This is a genomic window from Streptomyces sp. B21-105, assembly GCF_036898465.1.
Taxonomy (GTDB): domain Bacteria; phylum Actinomycetota; class Actinomycetes; order Streptomycetales; family Streptomycetaceae; genus Streptomyces.
The window spans coordinates 6,429,557-6,449,822 of the sequence record NZ_JARUMJ010000001.1; the positions used below are offsets into that span (position 1 = coordinate 6,429,557).

The 20,266-nt window shown below is 72.3% G+C and carries 21 protein-coding genes; 16 read left to right on the forward strand and 5 right to left on the reverse strand.

What is annotated here, in order from left to right; all coding sequences use genetic code 11:
* The first annotated feature begins 58 nt into the window (after positions 1–58).
* Positions 59–715: a trimeric intracellular cation channel family protein gene (locus QA802_RS29090; RefSeq protein ID WP_334528621.1), complete on the forward strand. Its 657-nt coding sequence runs from the start codon at positions 59–61 to the stop codon at positions 713–715.
* Here the strand turns inward: QA802_RS29090 and QA802_RS29095 are convergent.
* Entirely contained in the window at positions 624–1,868 is a 1,245-nt protein-coding gene (locus QA802_RS29095) for an alpha/beta hydrolase (protein ID WP_334528623.1), read from the reverse strand. The two genes, QA802_RS29090 and QA802_RS29095, sit on opposite strands and share 92 nt — an antisense overlap.
* A 154-nt stretch (positions 1,869–2,022) precedes the next feature.
* On the opposite strand from QA802_RS29095, the gene QA802_RS29100 reads away from it, so the two are divergent.
* Together QA802_RS29100 and QA802_RS29105 are read left to right on the forward strand one after the other, a co-directional pair.
* Positions 2,023–2,904, forward strand: coding sequence for a thioesterase family protein (locus tag QA802_RS29100; RefSeq protein ID WP_334528626.1), 882 nt, complete (start codon positions 2,023–2,025; stop codon positions 2,902–2,904).
* Between the two features lie 226 nt (positions 2,905–3,130).
* A complete protein-coding gene (locus QA802_RS29105) occupies positions 3,131–3,583 on the forward strand; it encodes a PT domain-containing protein (protein WP_334528629.1) in 453 nt (150 codons plus the stop codon).
* 84 nt (positions 3,584–3,667) lie between these two features.
* Here the strand turns inward: QA802_RS29105 and QA802_RS29110 are convergent, their stop codons facing one another.
* Positions 3,668–4,294 carry a TetR family transcriptional regulator gene (locus tag QA802_RS29110; RefSeq protein ID WP_319171091.1) on the reverse strand — a complete coding sequence of 209 codons (627 nt, stop codon included), beginning with the start codon at positions 4,292–4,294 and terminating at the stop codon, positions 3,668–3,670.
* 142 nt (positions 4,295–4,436) lie between these two features.
* Between QA802_RS29110 and QA802_RS29115 the strand changes: the two genes are divergently transcribed.
* The 3 genes from QA802_RS29115 to QA802_RS29125 all read left to right on the forward strand — a co-directional run bounded on the left by QA802_RS29115 (position 4,437) and on the right by QA802_RS29125 (position 6,152).
* The gene (locus tag QA802_RS29115) at positions 4,437–4,601 is read left to right on the forward strand and encodes a hypothetical protein (RefSeq protein WP_319171090.1); all 165 of its coding nucleotides are present in this window, start codon (positions 4,437–4,439) and stop codon (positions 4,599–4,601) included.
* A gap of 50 nt (positions 4,602–4,651) precedes the next feature.
* Complete coding sequence (locus tag QA802_RS29120; RefSeq protein ID WP_319171089.1) at positions 4,652–4,918, forward strand: DUF4190 domain-containing protein; 267 nt, start codon at positions 4,652–4,654, stop codon at positions 4,916–4,918.
* A 70-nt stretch (positions 4,919–4,988) separates the two neighbouring features.
* Positions 4,989–6,152 carry a cysteine desulfurase family protein gene (locus QA802_RS29125; RefSeq protein WP_334528633.1) on the forward strand — a complete coding sequence of 388 codons (1,164 nt, stop codon included), beginning with the start codon at positions 4,989–4,991 and terminating at the stop codon, positions 6,150–6,152.
* A 35-nt stretch (positions 6,153–6,187) separates the two neighbouring features.
* Here QA802_RS29125 and QA802_RS29130 read toward each other — a convergent pair whose 3' ends face one another.
* Positions 6,188–6,847, reverse strand: coding sequence for an N-acetylmuramoyl-L-alanine amidase (locus tag QA802_RS29130; RefSeq protein WP_334528636.1), 660 nt, complete (start codon positions 6,845–6,847; stop codon positions 6,188–6,190).
* A 106-nt stretch (positions 6,848–6,953) separates the two neighbouring features.
* Between QA802_RS29130 and mnmA the strand changes: the two genes are divergently transcribed.
* Positions 6,954–8,084, forward strand: a complete 1,131-nt coding sequence (mnmA, locus tag QA802_RS29135) for a tRNA 2-thiouridine(34) synthase MnmA (RefSeq protein WP_334528639.1) — start codon at positions 6,954–6,956, stop codon at positions 8,082–8,084.
* Positions 8,085–8,198: 114 nt separating this feature from the next.
* Here mnmA and QA802_RS29140 read toward each other — a convergent pair whose 3' ends face one another.
* Both QA802_RS29140 and QA802_RS29145 read right to left on the reverse strand, forming a co-directional pair.
* Positions 8,199–8,984 (reverse strand): alpha/beta fold hydrolase, encoded by a 786-nt coding sequence (locus QA802_RS29140; protein WP_334528642.1) that lies wholly within the window; start codon positions 8,982–8,984, stop codon positions 8,199–8,201.
* Between the two features lie 38 nt (positions 8,985–9,022).
* Positions 9,023–9,346, reverse strand: coding sequence for a DUF427 domain-containing protein (locus QA802_RS29145; protein ID WP_334528645.1), 324 nt, complete (start codon positions 9,344–9,346; stop codon positions 9,023–9,025).
* Between the two features lie 64 nt (positions 9,347–9,410).
* Between QA802_RS29145 and QA802_RS29150 the strand changes: the two genes are divergently transcribed.
* From QA802_RS29150 to QA802_RS29190, 9 genes are all read left to right on the forward strand, one after another.
* Complete coding sequence (locus tag QA802_RS29150; protein WP_319171084.1) at positions 9,411–10,109, forward strand: SDR family oxidoreductase; 699 nt, start codon at positions 9,411–9,413, stop codon at positions 10,107–10,109.
* Positions 10,110–10,138: 29 nt separating this feature from the next.
* Entirely contained in the window at positions 10,139–11,140 is a 1,002-nt protein-coding gene (locus QA802_RS29155; protein ID WP_334528649.1) for a methionine synthase, read from the forward strand.
* A 14-nt stretch (positions 11,141–11,154) separates the two neighbouring features.
* Positions 11,155–13,347 (forward strand): NAD-dependent DNA ligase LigA, encoded by a 2,193-nt coding sequence (gene ligA, locus QA802_RS29160; RefSeq protein WP_334528652.1) that lies wholly within the window; start codon positions 11,155–11,157, stop codon positions 13,345–13,347.
* Between the two features lie 201 nt (positions 13,348–13,548).
* Positions 13,549–15,801 carry a putative bifunctional diguanylate cyclase/phosphodiesterase gene (locus tag QA802_RS29165; RefSeq protein WP_334528654.1) on the forward strand — a complete coding sequence of 751 codons (2,253 nt, stop codon included), beginning with the start codon at positions 13,549–13,551 and terminating at the stop codon, positions 15,799–15,801.
* Positions 15,802–16,161: 360 nt separating this feature from the next.
* Positions 16,162–16,458 (forward strand): Asp-tRNA(Asn)/Glu-tRNA(Gln) amidotransferase subunit GatC, encoded by a 297-nt coding sequence (gene gatC, locus QA802_RS29170; RefSeq protein ID WP_007384860.1) that lies wholly within the window; start codon positions 16,162–16,164, stop codon positions 16,456–16,458.
* Between the two features lie 5 nt (positions 16,459–16,463).
* The gene (gene gatA, locus QA802_RS29175) at positions 16,464–17,966 is read left to right on the forward strand and encodes an Asp-tRNA(Asn)/Glu-tRNA(Gln) amidotransferase subunit GatA (protein WP_334528656.1); all 1,503 of its coding nucleotides are present in this window, start codon (positions 16,464–16,466) and stop codon (positions 17,964–17,966) included.
* A complete protein-coding gene (locus QA802_RS29180; protein ID WP_069770484.1) occupies positions 17,963–18,202 on the forward strand; it encodes a hypothetical protein in 240 nt (79 codons plus the stop codon). Before gatA ends, QA802_RS29180 begins: the two co-directional genes overlap by 4 nt.
* A gap of 15 nt (positions 18,203–18,217) precedes the next feature.
* Positions 18,218–19,732, forward strand: coding sequence for an Asp-tRNA(Asn)/Glu-tRNA(Gln) amidotransferase subunit GatB (gatB, locus tag QA802_RS29185; RefSeq protein WP_319171079.1), 1,515 nt, complete (start codon positions 18,218–18,220; stop codon positions 19,730–19,732).
* Positions 19,733–19,933: 201 nt separating this feature from the next.
* The gene (locus QA802_RS29190; protein ID WP_334534972.1) at positions 19,934–20,212 is read left to right on the forward strand and encodes a hypothetical protein; all 279 of its coding nucleotides are present in this window, start codon (positions 19,934–19,936) and stop codon (positions 20,210–20,212) included.
* Positions 20,213–20,266 lie beyond the last annotated feature (54 nt).

Genomic DNA, 20,266 nt, shown 5'->3' on the forward strand with positions numbered 1-20,266 from the left:
TGCCAGCCCCCGCCTTGCAATGTAAGGCGGGGGCTGTGTGTTGGGTGACAATGTAAGGGTGTTCCAGCAGATCTTCAGCCCTTCCGTCCAGCACACCCTCGACCTGTTCGGCATCTTCGTGTTCGCCATCTCGGGGGCGCTGCTCGCCGTCCGCAAGAATTTCGACGTGTTCGGCATCGCCACGCTCGCCGAGGTCACCGCGCTCGGCGGCGGGCTGTTCCGGGACCTTGTCATCGGGGCCGTGCCCCCGGCCGCCTTCACCGACCTGGGGTACTTCCTCACGCCGCTGTTCGCCGCCCTGCTCGTCGTCTTCCTGCATCCGCAGGTGGAGCGGATCCAGACCGGCGTCAACGTCTTCGACGCGGCCGGCCTCGGCCTGTTCTGCGTCACGGGGACGACGAAAGCGTACGACTATGGGCTCGGCCTCACCGCGTCGGCCGCGCTGGGGCTCGCCACCGCGGTGGGCGGCGGTGTGCTGCGCGACGTGCTCGCCAACGAGGTGCCCTCGCTGCTGCGCTGGGACCGCGACCTGTACGCGGTCCCGGCGATCGTCGGCGCCGCCATGGTGGCGCTCTGCATCCGCTACGACGTGCTCACCCCGCTGGCCAGCGGGGTGGCGTCGGTCACCGCTTTCGTGCTGCGGCTTCTGGCGATGCGGTTCCACTGGCGAGCGCCTCGCGCCTGGAACCGTCGCTCGACGGTGCGGGAGGAGTAGGACGGCCGGTGGCCCGGCCCCCGCCGTCGGGGCTCTGCTCCATCTGCAGGGTCAGCCAGCGGAACGCCGGCACGACCTGGGGCCGCCACAGCGCCATGGTGTGGCCGCCCGCGTTCTTCGGGAAGTACACGACGTGCACCGTCGTCGGCGCCTTCGCCGCCTTCCGCAGGGCCAGGGCCTCCTCGTAGCCGTCCTGCGGCTGACCGGAGAGGTACAGGGCCACGGCGGGCGGCACGACGGCCTGGCGCAGCAGCAGATAGGGGTTGTTGGCCCGGCGCAGGGACGGGCTCTTGGCCGCGAGGGAGTAGCGCTGGCCGATCGGGTCGCTGTACCCGGACAGGCTCACCGCCGCCGCGAAGCGGTCGGGGTGGGCGACGGCGAGCTTGACCGCGCAGTGGGCCCCCGCCGAGTACCCGGCCACCGCCCAGCCCGTGGGCGCCGGCTGGGCCCGGAAGTTGTCCCTGACCATCTTCGGCACGTCGATGCTGAGCCAGCTGTCCGCGTTGACGACGTGCGGGACGTTGGCGCAGCCGGTGTCCACGCCCGGCAGCAGAGTGGTGCGCGGCGCGACCAGGATGAACGGCGCGACCTCGCCCGAGCGCATCAGCGGGGCCAGTCGCTCTTGGACGCGCAGCGACCCGTACCAGGACTTGGGGGAGCCCGGGTAGCCCGGCAGCAGCTCCACCACGGGGAAGGAGCGGTGCGCGTAGGCGGGATCGTCGTACTGCGGGGGCAGCCAGACGTAGACCTCGGCGTTCACGCCCGAGACCTGCCCCTCGAGCCGGGTGACGCGCACCCCGTCGGACGCGCGCATCCCGGGCCCGGTCGCCTGCTCGAACCGCTGTCTGACCTTGGGCAGTCGGTCGATCGCGATGCCGCCGGTGCCGTCGGCGCCCAGGTCGGCGGCCTGCTGCACATGGGTGCCGGTGCCCAGCAGGTCGTCCCAGGTGTCGTACAGGCTGTTGGCGTTGTTGACGAGGACGAAGACCAGGGCGACGGCGGTGCCCTGGGCGAACAGCAGCATCAGCATCCGGGCCGCGACGCGCAGCAGCCGCGGTCCGCGCATCCGCGACCACAGCAGCAGCGGCAGCGCGACGGCGAGCAGGGCCACGACGATCAGGGTGTAGAGGAACGGAGTCCCGGTGAGGCTCATGTCCTTGCAGAGGGATCCAACGGCGGCGAGGTTACGGGCGAGTCCGGACGCTTTCCGAGAAATTTGCCGTCTCAGACCGTGTCCTCGCTCTGGGCGCGCATCGGCCCGCCTGGCAAAGCTACCGCTTAGTAATCACTTGCTGTACCGTTCAGGCATGCCAGAAGCAGCTATCGCGGCGGCCGAGCGGGCCTCCACCGCCCTTGTCACGGCCTCGATCGGCGACAGCGAGTTCGACCGCGACACCGCACTCACCCGACGCGCGCCCGGTGTCTACGACATCGACCTCTCGGCCGGCTGGACGATCATCAGTGCCGTCAATGGCGGCTACCTCCTCGCCGTCCTCGGCCGCGCGCTCGCGGACGCCCTGCCGCACGACGACCCGTTCACGATCTCGGCGCACTACCTCACCGCGTCACAGCCCGGCCCCGCGACCGTCCGCACGGACGTCGTCCGCTCCGGCCGCACCCTGTCGACCGGCCAGGCCTCGCTCTTCCAGTACGACGAGAACGGCGCCGAGGTCGAGCGGATCCGCGTCCTCGCCTCCTACGGCGACTTGGACGCGCTCCCGGACGACGTCCGCACGACGGCGAAGCCCCCGGTGATCCCGCCGATCGACCAGTGCTTCGGCTCCGAGGACGGTCCGGCCCCCGTGGACGGCAGCTCCGCCATCGTCGACCGGCTGATGCTCAAGCTCGACCCGTCGACCCTCGGCTGGGCACTCGGGCAGCCGTCCGGCCGGGGCGAGATGCGGGCCTGGTTCGGGCTGAAGGACGGCCGCGAACCCGACCCGCTCTCCCTCCTGCTCGCGGTGGACGCCCTGCCGCCGACCGCGTTCGAGATCGGGCTGCGCGGCTGGGTCCCCACGGTGGAGCTGACCGTCCACATCCGCTGCCGTCCGGCTCCGGGACCGCTGCGCGTCTCCATCGTCACCCGCAACCTCGCGGGCGGCTTCCTGGAGGAGGACGCCGAGGTCTGGGACAGCGCGGACCGGCTGGTCGCGCAGTCGCGACAGTTGGCGAGGGCCAGGCTCGGCTGACCGTCCGTGTCACGGAGCTGTACCAGCGCGCTGTGCGGCCGCCGAGCGGACCCTTCGGCCGAACTCCCAGGTCGAAGGCCCTGCCCGAGGACCTACTTGAGGCCCTGCTTGGGGGGCGCTTTACCCGGATGACAGGCAGCGGACAGAGGAGCCTCAAGAAAGCCCCAGGCGCCGTTGGTTGAGTGCCCGCCTCAGGTTCTCCTCGTCCTCCCTGGAGCTGTCTCTCATGAAGCGTGCGCTGATGTCCGTCCGTCTCGTCCCCGCGGTGGCGCTGCTGGCGCTCTCGCCCCTCGCCCTGGTGGCCTGCGGCTCGGGCGACTCCTCCTCGAACTCCTCGAACCCGAACAGCGGCAATTCCGGGCAGCAGTCGTGCCAGGCGCCGTCCGGCAACGCCTCCGGGATGCCGAGCGGGGCGCCGAGCGGTGCTCCGTCGGGTGCGCCGACCGATGCGGTTTCGGGGCGGCCGACGGGGGCCCCGACCGGTGCCCCGACCGGTGCCCCGACCGGTGCCCCGACCGGTGTCCCGTCGGGCGCCCCGAGCGGCGCTCCCAGCGGCGCCCCGGGCGGCGGTGGCCAGGGAGGCCCCGGTGGGCAGGGCGGCGGCTGTGGCGGCCCGGGCGGCGGCCAGGGGCAGCAGGGCGGTCAGCAGCAGGGTCAGCAGGCGCAGCAGCAGGGCTGACCGCCGGCGGGCGGCAACGGGGGCGGCGCATCCGGGAACGGGTTGCGCCGCCCCCGTGCGTCGCCCGGTGCGTTGCCGCCACGCTCAGTCCAGCCAGTGGTGGCGGCCGATGCTGATGAGCCGCATCTGACGGGCCGCCATCCTGCCGACCCGTTCCCGCTCCTCCGGTGAGGCCTCCAGGGACTCCAGGAACAAGGAGGCCGTGATGAGCATCTGGTCGACATAGAGGTGCGAGAGCATCAACAGGTCGTCGTCGCTCCAGCCCTCGGCCTCGGCGTCCTTGGCCAGCTCGGCCCTCACCTCGTCGGCGAACCGGCCCAGTTGCTCCCGGATCGCCTCCCGCACCGGCTGGACCCCGCCATGTCGCTCACGGGCGATGAATCGGACGTGAGCGGGGTACGCGGTCACATGACCGGCTATCAACTCGACAGCGCGCGTGATGCGTTCGGCACTGGTGTCGGCCGTGGTCACGGTGGTGCGGATCATCGGGTGCAGACTGCCCAGCGCCTCCTCGACCAGGGCCACGCCCAGATCCGCGGTGGAGCGGAAGTGCCGGTAGAAGGCGGTCGGGGCCACCCCGACGGCCCGGGTGACTTCGCGCAGGCCCAGGCTGCTCAGGCTCTGCTCCTCGAGCAGCAGCAAGGCCGCGTCCAGGAGCGACTGCCGGGTCTTCTGCTTCTGCGCCTGACGGATGCCGAGCGTGTGACTCATGTCATCCAGTTAACAACTGTTCTCCGTAATTGGAAAGCCGGGAGGCGGGCTAGACTCTTGAGTCAGTGAACAGGTGTAACCACAACTGTTCACCGAAAAATCACATGGGCGGCCGAATGCCGCCCCGAAGGGGGTTCGTCCCATGCTGTTCCTCGTCGCCGCACTGCTGCTGTTCGGCGCCGTCCTGGGCACCGTCGCCCATGCGCCGTTCGCCTTCACGCTGGTCGCCGCCGTCGTGATCGCCGGCTGGCTCGGCATCTTCGCGCTCCGCGAGCGCCACGGCCGCCGACGCACCTCGGCCCACTGACCGTCCTTCCCGCGAACCGCCCCCCACTGATCGACAGGAGCTGACCGACCATGCAACTCACCGCACCGGCCACACGTCGCACCGGCGTCCGGGACGCCGACGGCATGGCCGTCGCGTCCTTCATCCTGGGCCTGCTGGGCCTGCTCGTCCTCAACGTCTTCCTCGGCCCCATCGCCGTGGTCCTCGCGGCCGTGGCCCTCTGGCGCGGCACCGCCCGCCGCGGCCGCGCCTACCTCGGTCTCGCGCTGGGCGTCGCCGACCTGCTGGTCCTGGTCGCGTTCATGCAGGCCGACTCGACGGTCTCCTGGAGCTTCTGACCGCCGCGCTCGCACCTGCGACCGCACCTGAGCGAGGCGCGCCACCCGGCCCCCGTAGAATCAGGCCACCATGGCATACCTCGACCACGCCGCGACCACGCCGATGCTCCCCGAGGCGGTCGAGGCGCTCACCGCGCACCTGAGCATCACCGGTAACGCCTCCTCCCTCCACGCAGCCGGCCGACAGGCCCGCCGCACGGTCGAGGAAGCCCGTGAGACCCTCGCGGAAGCGCTCGGCGCCCGCCCCAGCGAGGTCGTCTTCACCTCCGGCGGCACCGAGGCCGACAACCTCGCGGTCAAAGGCCTGTACTGGTCCCGCCGCGCCGCCGACCCGGCCCGCACCCGTGTCCTGGCCAGCCCCGTCGAGCACCACGCCGTGCTCGACGCCGTGCACTGGCTCGGCGAGCACGAGGGCGCCACGGTCGAGTACCTGCCCGTCGACGCCGAGGGGCGGGTCCATCCCGACGCCCTTCGCGACGCGATCGCACGCAACCCCCATGACGTCGCGCTGGCCACCGTGATGTGGGCCAACAACGAGATCGGCACGATCCTGCCGGTCCGTGAACTGGCCGACGTGGCAGCCGAGTTCGACGTCCCACTGCACGCCGACGCGGTGCAGGCCTTCGGCCAGGTTCCCGTCGATTTCGCCGCCTCCGGGCTCGCCGCCATGACGGTCTCCGGTCACAAGATCGGCGGACCGTACGGCATCGGCGCCCTGCTGCTGGGCCGCGAGCACACCCCCGTGCCCGTCCTGCACGGCGGTGGGCAGGAGCGGCATGTCCGATCCGGCACCCTCGACGTCCCCGCGATCGCCTCCTTCGCGGTCGCCGGACGTCTCGCCGCCGAGCAGCGCGAGTGGTTCGCCCGGGAGATCGGCGCGCTGCGCGACACCCTGATCGACGCCGTGCGCGCGGCCGTCCCGGACGCGATCCTCGGCGGCGACCCCGTGGACCGGCTGCCGGCCAACGCCCACTTCACCTTCCCGGGCTGCGAGGGCGACTCGCTGCTGCTGCTCCTGGACGCCCAGGGCATCGAGTGCTCCACCGGCTCCGCCTGCACCGCCGGCGTGGCCCAGCCCAGCCATGTGCTGCTGGCCACCGGCGTCGACCCCGACCTGGCCCGCGGCACCCTGCGCTTCTCCCTCGGCCACACCTCCACCGAGGCCGACGTGGAAGCGGTGGCCAAGGCCATCGGCCCGGCCGTCGAGCGGGCTCGCGCGGCGGGCCTGACGTGACACACGTACCCAGGTGACGTGAGCCGTGCGAAGCGTCAGGCGGCGGCCGCGTGCGCCGCGGCGACGAGCCGCAGGTACCGCTTCCAGTCCCAGTGCTCGCCGGGATCGGTGTGGTCCGTGCCCGGCACCTCCACGTGCCCGATGATGTGCTCCCGGTCCACGGGTATGTCGTAGCGCCGGCAGACCGCGGCGGTCAGCCGGGCGGACGACGCGTACATCACGTCCGTGAAATCCTGCGGGCGGTCGACGAACCCCTCGTGCTCGATGCCCACACTGCGCTCGTTGTAGGAGCGGTTGCCCGCGTGGTACGCCACGTCCAACTCGCGGACCATCTGCGTGACGCGGCCGTCCCTGCCGACGATGTAGTGCGCCGCCGCACGGTGCCCCGGGTCCTCGAACGCCTTCACCGCGCTCCCCAGGTCCCCCTGGGTGACGTGGATGACGACCATGTCTATCCCGTAGTCGTCCGGCCGGTCCGCCCAGCGGAAGTTCGCCTCCGACGCCGGCACCCAGCGCGCGCCCCCGAAGTCCACCGCGCCCTCCACCCGCCGGCGGCGCACGCCGGGCAGCCGCCAGTACAGCCGCGTCAGCTCCTCACGCGCCAGCACGCCCGTGCCGACCGCAGCCGCCACGCCGCCGATCAGCAGCGCGCGCCGGCCGATCCGCCGATCGGAGTCACCTCGTGTCGCCCCCATGACCTGTCCTTCCTCGGACCGATCCGTCGGACAGGTCCGGCCCCTCGAGATCGTCAACGGATACCCGAGGGCCCGGGTTCCCGGCGCCCCGTACCCTGAAAGGGTTATGACTGAGACCTCGCAGCCCACCCGCCCCCTTCGCGTGCTCGCCGCCATGTCCGGCGGGGTCGACTCCGCCGTCGCCGCCGCCCGCGCCGCGGAAGCCGGTCACGACGTGACCGGCGTCCACCTCGCGCTCTCCGCGAACCCGCAGTCGTTCCGCACCGGCGCGCGGGGCTGCTGCACGATCGAGGACTCCCGCGACGCCCGCCGCGCCGCCGACGTCATCGGCATCCCGTTCTACGTCTGGGACCTCGCCGACCGTTTCCGCGAGGACGTCGTCGACGACTTCGTCGCCGAGTACGAGGCAGGCCGCACGCCCAACCCCTGCCTGCGCTGCAACGAGAAGATCAAGTTCGCCGCGCTGCTCGACAAGGCGCTCGCGCTCGGCTTCGACGCGGTGTGCACCGGCCACTACGCGAAGGTGCTGGTCCGTGAGGACGGCACGCGCGAACTGCACCGCGCCTCCGACATGGCGAAGGACCAGTCGTACGTCCTCGGCGTGCTGGACGACCGGCAGCTCGCCCACGCGCTCTTCCCCCTCGGCGACACGGTCACGACCAAGGACGAGATCCGCGCCGAGGCCGAGCGCCGGGGCCTCGCCGTCGCCAAGAAGCCCGACTCCCATGACATCTGCTTCATCGCCGACGGCGACACCCAGGGCTTCCTCGCCCAGCGGCTGGGCCGGGCCGAGGGCGACATCGTCGACGAGTCCGGCGCGAAGATCGGCACCCACGAGGGCGCGTACGGCTTCACCGTCGGCCAGCGCAAGGGCCTGCGCATCGGCACCCCGGCCGCCGACGGCAAGCCGCGCTACGTCCTGGACATCTCCCCGGTGAACAACACGGTGACGGTCGGCCCGGCCGCCTCCCTCGACGTCGGCGCGCTGACCGCGATCAAGCCCCGCTGGTGCGGCGCCGCCCCCACCGGCCCCGGCGTCTACACGGCCCAGCTGCGCGCCCACGGCGGCGAGACCGAGGTGGCCGCCGAACTCGTCGACGGCCGCCTCGAGGTCACGTTCACCGAGCCGGTCCGGGGTGTGGCCCCCGGCCAGGCGATCGTGCTGTACGACGGCACGCGCGTGGTCGGCTCCGCCACCATCGCGTCGACCGTGCGCACGGCGGCAGGGGTGGCCTGACCGCCGCCCGGATCCCCTGACCGTGGCTGCCGATACGGAGTGGCCTGACCGTCGCCTGGATCCCCTGACCGTGGCCGGAGTGACCTGACCCACCGCGAGGGGCGGGCCCGACCGTCAGTCCCGCGCGGAGAAGAACTCCGCCAGCACGGGCGCGAGGACGTTCGGGTCGACCATGTGGGACTGGCCTTCCAGCGTCCGGTACGTCCCGCGGGGCACCGCCTCCGCGACGGTGCGCACCGCCTCGCGCAGCCAGGGCGGGCTCGCCTCGCCCGCCACTGCCAGCACCGGCACGCCGACCGACGCCAGCCGCTCCCGGGGCGCCGGCCCGCCGCCCATGACGGCGTCGTCGTAGGCGAGGGTCGGCGCGACGGCCTCCATCCCCGCCCACATGGGCGACCTGCGGGCGCCCTGGATCATCTCCTCGGCCAGTCCCGTCAAGCGCAGGAACAGCTCGACCGCGTCCCCGCGCCGCCCCTGCGCGAGCGCCTCGGTCAGGGCCGCCGTGTACGCGGCGCGCTCCCGCGTCCCCTCCTCGTCGACGGCGAACGGCGTCTCGTAGACGGCCACCCGGCGCACCGGCAGCCCGGCCGCCGCCGCCTCCAGCACGAGCGCCCCGCCGGACGAGACGCCGTACAGCGCTGCCTCGCCGCCCGCCGCCTCCACCAGGGCGCCCAGGTCCTCGACCTCGCGCTCCACCGCGTACGGCGCCGTGTCGCCGCTCTCGCCGCGGCCCCGGCGGTCGTACCAGAGGACGGTGAAGCGGTCGGCGAGCAGCCCGGCCAGGGGCGCCACGGTGCCGCCCGTGGACATCGCCCCGCTCACGAGGATGAGCGCGGGACCCTGTCCGGCGCGCGAGTACGCGAGTTCGGTGCCGTCGCGGGAAATCGTCTTCTTGTCCATGCCTGTGCAGACTGCCGCACGGCGCGGCCCTCATCGCCCTACGACACCTCGGCTTCGTAGAAGCAGAGGTGGTTCTTGATCTGTGCGACGTCCGGCTTCGGATCCGGATAGGCCCAGACGAGGTCGGCCGCGCCCGGCAGCGACCAGTAGGACGCCGTTCCCTTGAAGGGGCAGTAGGTGTGCGTGTCGGAGGGTGTCAGCGCGTCGAGCCGGACGTCCTCGGCGGGGATGTAGTACCGCGCCGGACAACCGGTCTCGCGCAGGACGAGCGCCCGGTCGGTCTCGGCCAGCACCTGGCCGTCATGAACGACCCTGACGTGCCGGTCGTCCCGCTCGATCGTGATCGTGTGTCCTCGGCTCATGTCACGTCAGCGCTCACGGGGCCGCGCTTCTTCCCGCGACGAACGACCCGGCGATGATGCGAGCATGGCGGGCATGGCTACTCATGTGATCACCGGAGCGGGATCCGGCATCGGCGCGGCCGTCGCCCGCCGTCTGCACGCGCGCGGGGACGAACTCGTGCTGCACGCGCGCGACGCCGGCCGCGGCAAGGAACTCGCGGCGGAGTTCCCCGGCGCGCGGACGCTCGTCGGCGATCTCGCCGACCCCGACAAGCTGAGCTGGGCCTTCTCCCACCAGAGCCTCCCCGACCGGGTGGACTCCCTCCTGCACATCGCCGGAGTGGTCGATCTCGGCCCGGTCGGCGAGCTCACTCCGAAGTCCTGGCGGCACCAGCTCAACGTCAACCTGATCGCCCCCGCGGAGCTGACCCGGCACTTCCTGCCGCAACTGCGCGCCGCGCGCGGCCACGTGCTGTTCGTCAACTCGGGCGCGGGCCTGAGCGCGAGCGCCGGCTGGTCCGCGTACGCCGCCTCCAAGCACGGCCTGAAGGCCCTCGCCGACTCGCTGCGGGCCGAGGAGCACGGGGGCGGCGTCCGCGTCACCTCCGTCTACCCCGGCCGCACGGCCAGCCCCATGCAGGCCAAGGTGCACCAGCAGGAGGGCAAGGAGTACGACCCCGCCGCCTGGATCGACCCCGAGTCGGTGGCCACCACGATCCTGACGGCGCTCGACCTTCCGAGGGACGCAGAGATCAACGACCTGACGGTACGGCCGGGGCGCTGACGGTCCGTCGCGCTACGTACGCTTCACCCGTGAAAGCAGACTTCAGTTTCGCCCCGGCCACCGGCGTCGGCTCCCTGCCGGGCGGCGACGCCCGCGAGGCCGCCAAGACCGTCACCGGGTCCTTCGAGGACTTCCCCTTCCTCGCCGAGCTGCCGGCCCGTGGACCCGGCGCGGACATGATCGGCCGCACCGCGGGCCTGCTCGTCGAGCTGTACGCGCGCGTGGAGCCCAGCGGCTGGCGGATCGGCGACCGGCCGGGCCGGGACACCAAACGGGCCCGGTCCTGGCTGCGGGAGGACCTCGACGCGCTGGAGGAGCACACGCAGGGCTACGAGGGGCAGCTGAAGGTCCAGGCGGTCGGGCCGTGGACTCTCGCCGCCGCACTGGAGCTCAGGAGCGGCGAGGCGGCCCTCTCCGACCCCGGGGCCTGCCGCGATCTCGCCGGCTCCCTCGCCGAGGGCCTGCGCGTCCACCTCGCCGAGGTGCGCCGCCGGGTGCCCGGCGCGGACGTCGTGCTCCAGCTCGACGAGCCCTCCCTCACCGCCGTGCTCCGTGGTCACGTGCGGAGCGCCAGCGGCTACCGCACGCATCGTGCGGTCGACCGGCAGGTCGTGGAGGGCACGCTCCGGGACGTCGTCGGGGTGCACGGCGACGGGCCCGTCGTGGTCCACTCGTGCGCGCCGGACGTCCCCTTCGCCCTCCTGCGCCGGTCCGGCGCGGCGGCGGTCTCCTTCGACTTCTCGCTCCTCACCGAACGTGACGACGACGTGATCGGCGAGGCGGTCGAGGCGGGCACCCGGCTCTTCGCCGGTGTCGTGCCGGGCGTGGACACCCCATTGTCAGACCCTGCCGGTAGCGTCATGGGTGTCAGGACGCTGTGGCGCCGACTGGGGCTGCGACCGGAGCTCCTCGCGGAGGCGGTCACGCTGACGCCGTCGTGCGGCCTCGCGGGCGCTTCCCCCGGATACGCCCGCCGGGCCCTCGCCCACTGCGTCCGGGCGGCGAGATCCCTCGCGGACGACCCTGAGTGACGGGAGGACACACGGTGGCCGGCGACAGGCAGGCGGAGACGACGGTGCCCAGCGAGGCGCGGGAGCAGCACGCGCAACTCGCCGAGCAGATCGAGGAGCACCGCTTCCGGTACTACGTGAAGGACGCTCCCGTCGTCAGCGACGCGGAGTTCGACCGGCTGCTGCGCGCCCTCGAGGCCCTGGAGGAGGAGTACCCCGAGCTGCGCACGCCCGACTCCCCGACCCAGAAGGTCGCGGGCGCGTACGCCACGGAGTTCACGGCCGTCCAGCACCGCGAGCGGATGCTGTCGCTCGACAACGCCTTCGACGACCTGGAGCTGGCCGCGTGGGCCGAGCGCGTCCACCGGGACGTCGGGGCCTCCGCGTACCACTTCCTGTGCGAGCTCAAGGTGGACGGCCTGGCCGTCAACCTGACCTACGAGAACGGCCGGCTCACGCGCGCGGCGACCCGCGGCGACGGCCGTACGGGCGAGGACATCACGCCCAACGTGCGGACCATCGCCGACATCCCGGAGCGTCTCACGGGCGACGGGGTGCCCACCCTCGTGGAGATCCGCGGCGAGGTGTTCTTCCCGATGGAGAAGTTCGAGGAGCTCAACGCCCGTCTGGTCGAGACCGGCGACAAGCCGTTCGCCAACCCGCGCAACGCGGCGGCCGGTTCGCTGCGCCAGAAGGACCCGCGTGTCACCGCCTCCCGCCCGCTGCACATGGTCGTGCACGGCATCGGCGCCCTGGAGGGCTACGAGGGCCTGAACCGCCTCTCCGAGGCCTACGACCTCCTTGAGTCCTGGGGCCTGCCCACCTCCCCGCACAACAAGGTGGTCGGCGACCTCGACGGGGTACGGGCGTTCATCGCGTACTACGGCGAGAACCGGCACTCGGTGGCGCACGAGATCGACGGGGTGGTCGTCAAGCTCGACGAGATCCGTCTGCAGGGCCGACTCGGCTCCACGGCCCGCGCGCCGCGGTGGGCGATCGCCTACAAGTACGCGCCGGAGGAGGTCAACACCCGCCTCGTCAACATCCGCGTGGGCGTCGGCCGCACCGGCCGCGTGACGCCGTACGCCCAGGTGGAGCCGGTGACGGTGGCCGGCTCCGAGGTCGAGTTCGCCACCCTGCACAACCAGGACGTCGTCAAGGCCAAGGGCGTGCTGATCGGCGACACCGTGGTGTTGCGCAAGGCCGGTGACGTGATCCCGGAGATCCTCGGCCCGGTCGTCGACCTGCGCGACGGCAGCGAGCGCGAGTTCGTGATGCCCGCCGAGTGCCCGGAATGCGAGACACCGCTGCGGCCGATGAAGGAGGGCGACGTCGACCTGCGCTGTCCCAACGCCCGCAGCTGCCCGGCCCAGCTCCGGGAGCGCCTGTTCTACCTGGCGGGCCGCAAGGCGCTGGACATCGAGCAGTTCGGTTACGTCGCCGCGGCCGCCCTCACCCGCCCGCTCGAGCCGCAGCAGCCGCCGCTGACCGACGAGGGCGACCTGTTCGATCTCACCGTCGACCGGCTGCTGCCCATCCGGGCCTACGTCCTCGACCAGGACAGCGGTCTGCCCAAGCGGGACCCGAAGACGGGCGAGGAGAAGATCGCCACGGTCTTCGCCAACCAGCAGGGCGAGCCGCGGAAGAACGCGATCGCCATGCTGGAGAACATCGCGGCGGCCAAGGAGCGCCCGCTGGCGCGTGTCCTCACCGGACTCTCGATCCGGCACGTCGGCCCTGTCGCGGCCGAGGCGCTGGCGCGCGAGTTCCGCTCGATCGAGCGGATCGAGCAGGCGACCGAGGAGGAGCTGGCGAACACCGACGGAGTCGGCGCCATCATCGCGGCCTCGCTCAAGGAGTGGTTCGCCGAGGAATGGCACCAGGAGATCCTCCGCAAGTGGAAGGCCGCCGGCGTCCGCATGGAGGAGGAGAGCTCCGGGGAGGACGAGGGCCCGCGTCCCCTGGAGGGTCTGACGGTCGTCGTCACCGGCACGCTGGAGCGCTTCACCCGCGACGGCGCCAAGGATGCCCTGCAGACCCGCGGGGCGAAGGTGACCGGTTCGGTTTCGAAAAAGACATCTTTCGTCGTTGTGGGTGACAGTCCTGGATCGAAATACGACAAGGCTATGCAGCTTAAGGTTCCTGTTCTGAACGAGGACGGCTTCGCCGTCCTGCTGGAACAAGGGCCCGAAGCGGCGGCTGAAGTGGCGCTTTCCGCCGAGGAGTAGGCGCGTCGGCGGTTGAAGGCCACCCGATTGGCGCATACCAGATGCATACGGGTGGCCGGGGCGCATTCGGGCAACCGTCGACGACCGCTGCCCGTGGAAGCCTTCTGCGGCCTACTGTTGAGACGTGCGCCTGCCGTGCCCGGGGTTGTCAGGGCAACGGGCCGCGTGGCGTGGGCACCGCCGGCTGTGAGAGGGACGGGAATGGAACCGACCGAGAGCGCCGCCCCGGAGTCATGGCTGCGCCGGCGCCGGGTCGCCGGCGTCCGGTGGGGGAACCGGCGGGGGAACCGGTGGGCGGGGCGCTCCGAACGGCGGCCGGCCGCGGAGACCTACCTGCCGCACCCCACCCCGCGCCCCGTTCTCGCCGGCGGCCTCGCCGCCCTGCCCCCCGGGGCGCCCGGCGCCGAAGCCGACCGACGGCCGTCCTGGCCCACCCTGCCCACGTCGGTCGTCACGGCGGCCGCCCTCGTCCTCGGCGCCGGGTTCTCCCGCGCCTACGCCGACCACCACGCCCTCTTCCCGTCCGGCACGACCGGCTGGGCGCTGGCCGTCCTCGCCGGCGTCGTCGTCGGCCACCTGGTCCTCCTCGGCCCGGCCCGCTGGTGGGGCGGCACCGGCTCCGGCGCCGCCCTCACCCTCGCCGTGCTGCTGCTGTACGGGTGGGTGCCGGCCGGCCTGGTCAGCCTCACCGTCGTCGTCCTGGTCGGCATAGCCCGGCGCCACCGCTGGCGGCAGGGCGTCCTGCACGGCGCGGTGGACGTCCTCGGCATCGGCGCGGGCGCCCTGCTGCTGGCCGCCTGCGGACGGATACCGTCCGTGGAACATCCCTGGACCCCCGGCAGTTGGACGGTCTACACCGGCCCGCAGGTGGTCCTGGTGGCCGTCGCCTACCTCGCCGTCACCCGCGTCCTGCTCTGGTACCTGAACGCCCCCCGCGTCGGCGGACTGCCCACCGTCGCCCGCACCGCCCTGGTCAGACAGGGCCTGGTCGCCGTCGCCCTGCTCGGCATCGCCCCGCTCATCTGCGTGGTGGCCGTCGCCAAGCCGATCCTGCTGCCGCTGTTCGCCATCCCGCTCATCGCCCTCGACTCCACCCTGTGGATGGCCCGAGCCCGCGCCGAGGAGCAGCTGCGCGACCCGCTCACCGGTCTGCCCAACCGCCAGTGGCTCCTGGAGCGGATCTGGACCGCCCTGGACGACGCCGAGCGCATCGGCGCCCGGTCCGCCCTGATGCTGATCGACCTCGACCGCTTCCGCTCGGTCAACGACACCCTCGGACACCTCGCCGGTGACCGGCTGCTGCTCCAGATCGCCGACCGGCTGAAGCTCGCCCTCCCGCGCGGCGCGGAGGTCGCCCGGCTCGGCGGGGACGAGTTCGCCGTCTTACTGCCCGTCGCCGACTCCACGACCTCGGCGACCCGGGTCGCCCGCAGCCTGGTCTCCGACCTCAGCTCGCCGCTCGACCTCGACGGACTCACCCTCGTCCTGGAGGCCAGCGCGGGCGTCGCCGTCTTCCCCGACCACGCACTCGACGCCGAGGGCATGCTGCGCCGGGCCGACGTGGCGATGTACCAGGCCAAGCGGGACCGCACCGGAGTCGAGGTGTACGAGTCCAAACGCGACTCCAACACCCCCGACCGGCTCGGCCTGCTGGGCGACCTGCGGCGCGCCCTCGACGCGCACGAGGTGCAACTGCACTACCAGCCGAAGGTCCGCTTCGACGGACAGGTGGCCGGGCTGGAGGCCCTGGTCCGCTGGGTGCACCCGGAGCGCGGGAAGGTCCCGCCGGACGAGTTCATCGCCATCGCCGAGTCGTCCGGGCTGATGCCGCACCTCACCGAGTATGTGCTGGACACGGCGCTCGGCCAGGTCGCCCGGTGGCGGGCCCAAGGGCTGTTCGTGCCGGTCGCGGTCAACGTCTCCCCGCGCGACGTCCACACGCCGGGCTTCGCGGGATCGGTCGCGGCGCGTCTCGCCCGGCACGGAGTGCCCGCGGGCGCGCTCCAACTGGAGATCACCGAACACGTCCTCCTGGAGGACCCGCAGCGCGCCGCCGACACCCTCAACGCACTGACCGGCCACGGCGTGAAGATGTCCCTCGACGACTTCGGCACCGGCTACTCCTCCCTGGTGCACCTGCGGCGGCTGCCGGTGAGCGAGCTGAAGATCGACCGCTCCTTCGTGGCGCGGCTGGCCGTCGACGCCGAGGACGCGGAGATCGTGCGCTGCACCGTCGACCTCGCGCATTCCCTGGGGCTCCTGGTCGTCGCCGAGGGCGTCGAGGACGACGAGACCTGGGAACGCCTGCGCGACCTGGGCTGCGACGCCGTGCAGGGCTGGCTGGTGGCGGCCGCCATGCCGGCGGACGAGACGACGGCGTGGCTGCGGGCCAGAGGCGCGCGCGGCTGGCAGCGCCCGCGGGCCGCGCTGCCGGCGGCCGCCACCGAGGAGTAGCCCCCACGAGCCGCGGACAACGCTCTCGCGGCCCGCGGACGAGCAGCCCTCACCGGGGCGCGGACGGCCGGCTCTCGCGGCGGCGGAGGGACAGCTCTCGCGGCAGCCGACGGGCAGCTCCTGCAGCCGCGAACAGGCAGAAGCCCTCGCGGGGCGCGGACGGCCGGCTCTCGCGGGTCATGGACGGGCGGTTCTCACGGGGCGCGGACGGCCGGCTCTCGCGGGCGTGGGCAAGCACCTCTCGCCGGCGTGGACGCGCAGCTCCAGCGGGCCGGTGAGGAAGCGTTTCACGGGCACGGGGCCCAGCACCCTAGGATTGGCCCCAGACCACACACTCACTCCACCCCAGAGGAACGCTGCATGCCTGGCATCACGCGCGAGGAGGTCGCCCACCTCGCCCGGCTGGCGCGTCTGGAGCTGAAGCCCGAAGAGCTCGAACACTTCGCGGGACAGCTGGACGACATCATCGGCGCGGTCGCCCGCGTCAGCGAGGTCGCCGACCAAGACGTACCGCCGACCTCGCACCCGCTCCCGCTGACCAACGTCATGCGGGCGGACGAGGTCCGTCCGTCGCTCACCCCCGAGCAGGCGCTCTCCGGCGCCCCGGCCCAGGAGCAGCAGCGTTTCAAGGTGCCGCAGATCCTGGGGGAGGACTAACCGCCATGACGGACAACGTCACCATCATCAGGCTCACCGCCGCCGAGACCGCCGAGAAGATCGCCTCCGGCGAGCTGACGGCCGTCCAGGTCACCGAGGCCCACCTGGCCCGTATCGAGGCCGTCGACGAGAAGGTGCACGCCTTCCTGCACGTCGACCGCGAGGGCGCTCTCGCACAGGCCCGCGCCGTCGACGAGAAGCGGGAGCGGGGCGAGAGGCTCGGCCCGCTGGCCGGCGTCCCGCTCGCGCTCAAGGACATCTTCACCACCGAGGGCATCCCGACGACCGTCGGCTCGAAGATCCTCGAGGGCTGGATCCCGCCGTACGACGCGACGGTCACCAAGCGGCTGAAGGCCGCCGACGTCGTCATCCTCGGCAAGACCAACATGGACGAGTTCGCCATGGGGTCCTCCACCGAGAACAGCGCCTACGGCCCGACCGGCAACCCCTGGGACCTCACCAAGATCCCGGGCGGCTCCGGCGGCGGTTCGTCCGCCGCGCTCGCCTCCTTCCAGGCGCCGCTCGCCATCGGCACCGACACCGGCGGCTCCATCCGCCAGCCGGCCGCCGTAACCGGCACGGTCGGCGTGAAGCCGACGTACGGCGCGGTCTCCCGCTACGGCATGGTCGCCTTCTCGTCCTCCCTCGACCAGGGCGGCCCCTGCGCCCGCACGGTCCTGGACGCGGCGCTGCTGCACGAGGTCATCGCCGGGCACGACCCGCTGGACTCGACGTCGATCGACGCGCCCGTCCCGCCCGTCGTCGAGGCCGCCCGCGACGGCAGCGTCGACGGCATGCGCGTCGGCGTCGTCAAGCAGTTCCGCGGCGAGGGCTACCAGGCCGGCGTCATCCAGCGGTTCGACGAGTCCGTCGCGCTGCTGAAGGAGCTGGGCGCCGAGATCGTCGAGCTGGACTGCCCGTCCTTCGACCTCGCGCTGTCGGCGTACTACCTGATCGCGCCGTCCGAGTGCTCCTCCAACCTCGCCCGCTTCGACGGCCTGCGCTACGGCCGCCGCACCGGCGACGACGGCACCCGCTCGGCCGAGGACGTCACCTCCCTCACCCGTGAGGCGGGCTTCGGCCCCGAGGTCAAGCGCCGCATCATGCTCGGCACGTACGCCCTGAGCTCGGGCTACTACGACGCCTACTACGGCTCCGCGCAGAAGGTCCGCACGCTCATCACGCGGGACTTCGAGAAGGCCTTCGAGCAGGTCGACGTGATCGTCTCGCCGACGACGCCGACCACCGCCTTCGCGATCGGCGAGCGCGCCGACGACCCGATGGCGATGTACCTGGCCGACCTGTGCACCATCCCGACCAACCTCGCGGGCAACGCGGCCATGTCGCTGCCCTGCGGTCTCGCCCCGGAGGACAACCTCCCGGTCGGTCTGCAGATCATCGCCCCGGCGCTGAAGGACGACCGTCTGTACAAGGTCGGCGCCGCCGTCGAGGCCGCCTTCGTGGAAAGGTGGGGTCACCCGCTCATCGAGGAGGCTCCGTCGCTGTGAGTGCACTGAACAAGGCCAAGGGCTTCAAGAAGTCCAAGTCCGGCACGTACCTGTCCATCGCCGGCACCGCCTTCGGCGCGATCGGCGTCGCCAAGCGGCTGAAGAAGGCCCGTGCCGAGAAGGACACGCTGGTCCTGATCGACGCCACCGTGTCCGCCGTCGCCATCGTCACCGGCCTCGCCATCCTGTACCGCGAGCTGAAGCGGCTGGGCGACGACGACGTCCTGCTGGGCTGAGAGGGAAGTTTCACCGTGACCATCACGACCGACCTGGTGTCGTACGAGGACGCGCTGGCGTCGTACGACCCCGTCATGGGCCTCGAGGTCCATGTCGAACTCGGCACCAGGACCAAGATGTTCTGCGGCTGCTCGACCGAACTCGGTCAGGGCGCCAACACGCAGACCTGTCCCACCTGCCTCGGCCTGCCCGGCGCGCTACCGGTCGTCAACGCGATCGGCATCGAGTCGGCGATCAAGATCGGTCTCGCGCTGAACTGCGAGATCGCCGAGTGGTGCCGCTTCGCCCGGAAGAACTACTTCTATCCGGACATGCCGAAGAACTTCCAGACCTCCCAGTACGACGAGCCGATCGCCTTCGACGGCTACCTCGACGTGCAGCTGGAGGACGGCGAGACCTTCCGGGTGCAGATCGAGCGCGCCCACATGGAGGAGGACACCGGCAAGTCGACGCACGTCGGCGGCGCCACCGGCCGTATCCACGGCGCGTCCCACTCCCTGCTCGACTACAACCGGGCCGGCATCCCGCTCATCGAGATCGTCACCAAGCCCATCGAGGGCGCGGGCGAGCGTGCCCCCGAGGTCGCCCGGGCGTACGTGCGTGAGCTGCGCGAGGTCATCAAGGCGCTCGGCGTCTCCGAAGCCCGCATGGAGATGGGCCAGATGCGCTGCGACGTCAACCTGTCGCTGCGCCCGCACGGCCGGGAGAAGTTCGGCACGCGCTCCGAGACGAAGAACGTGAACTCGCTGCGGTCCGTGGAGCGTGCGGCCCGGTTCGAGATCCAGCGGCACGCGGCCGTCCTGAACGGCGGCGGCACGATCATCCAGGAGACCCGCCACTTCCACGAGGACACCGGGTCCACGACCTCGGGCCGCGTGAAGGAGGAGGCCGAGGACTACCGGTACTTCCCGGAGCCCGACCTGGTCCCGGTCGCCCCGTCCCGTGAGTGGGTCGAGGAGATCCGCGCCGGGCTGCCGGAGCTGCCGCTGGCCCGCCGCAACCGACTGGTCGCCGAGTGGGGCATCTCCGCCAACGACATGCAGTCGATCCTGAACGCCGGCGCGCTGGACCTGATCCTCGCCACGATCGACGCCGGCGCCGACGCGGCCTCCGCCCGCAAGTGGTGGATGGGCGAACTGGCCCGCAGCGCCAACGAGTCGGGCCTGCCGATCGACGAGCTGGCCATCACGCCGCAGCAGGTCGCCCGGGTCGCCGAGCTGGTACTGGGGGGCGACCTGAACGACAAGCTGGCCCGCCAGGTCATCGAGGGCGTCCTCGCGGGCGAGGGCGGCCCCGACGAGGTCGTCGACAAGCGCGGCCTGAAGGTCGTCTCCGACGACTCGGCGCTGGGCACGGCTGTCGACGAGGCCATCGCCGGCAACCCGGGCATCGCCGACAAGATCCGCAGCGGCAAGCTGGCCGCGGCCGGCGCTCTGGTCGGCGCCGTGATGAAGGCCACGCGTGGCCAGGCCGACGCCGCCCGCGTCAAGGAGCTGATCCTGGAGAAGCTGGGCGTCAGCGAGGGCTGAGCCCTTGCTCTCGTACGGCCCCGGAGGTACGCGCCTCCGGGGCCGTACGGCTGTCCGGGCGCGTGGGGGGGCAGGCGGGGGTGTGAGTGAAACCCGGGAGCGGGCCGTACTTCTGATGGCGAGGCACTACGCTGCCGCGCCATGAGCGGACATGCCGACACCGACGCCAGGGACGACATACGCGTGACCACGCCCCACCCGATGGATGTACACGACGACGACACCGACTCCGTCGGGAACGCCCGCCGGGCCCGCTGGACGGCGACCGGCACCGGAGTCCTGCTCGCGCTGGCCGGCCTCGCCGCCGCCCTGATGCGGCTCGCCGCCTCGGCCCGGGCCGTCGTCCCCGCCGCCTACGCCCTTGGCGCCGTTTTCTGCGCCCTCGCCGCGTTCCTCGGCTCCCGGGGGCGCACGAGGCGCGCGCTGTGGCTGCTCATCGTGGGGGTGACGGTGATGGCGTTCGGGGACCAGGCCGACTGACCGGCCCCCGGGCACAAGCCCCTTTCAGGACACCGGCCGGCACACCGACGGCGC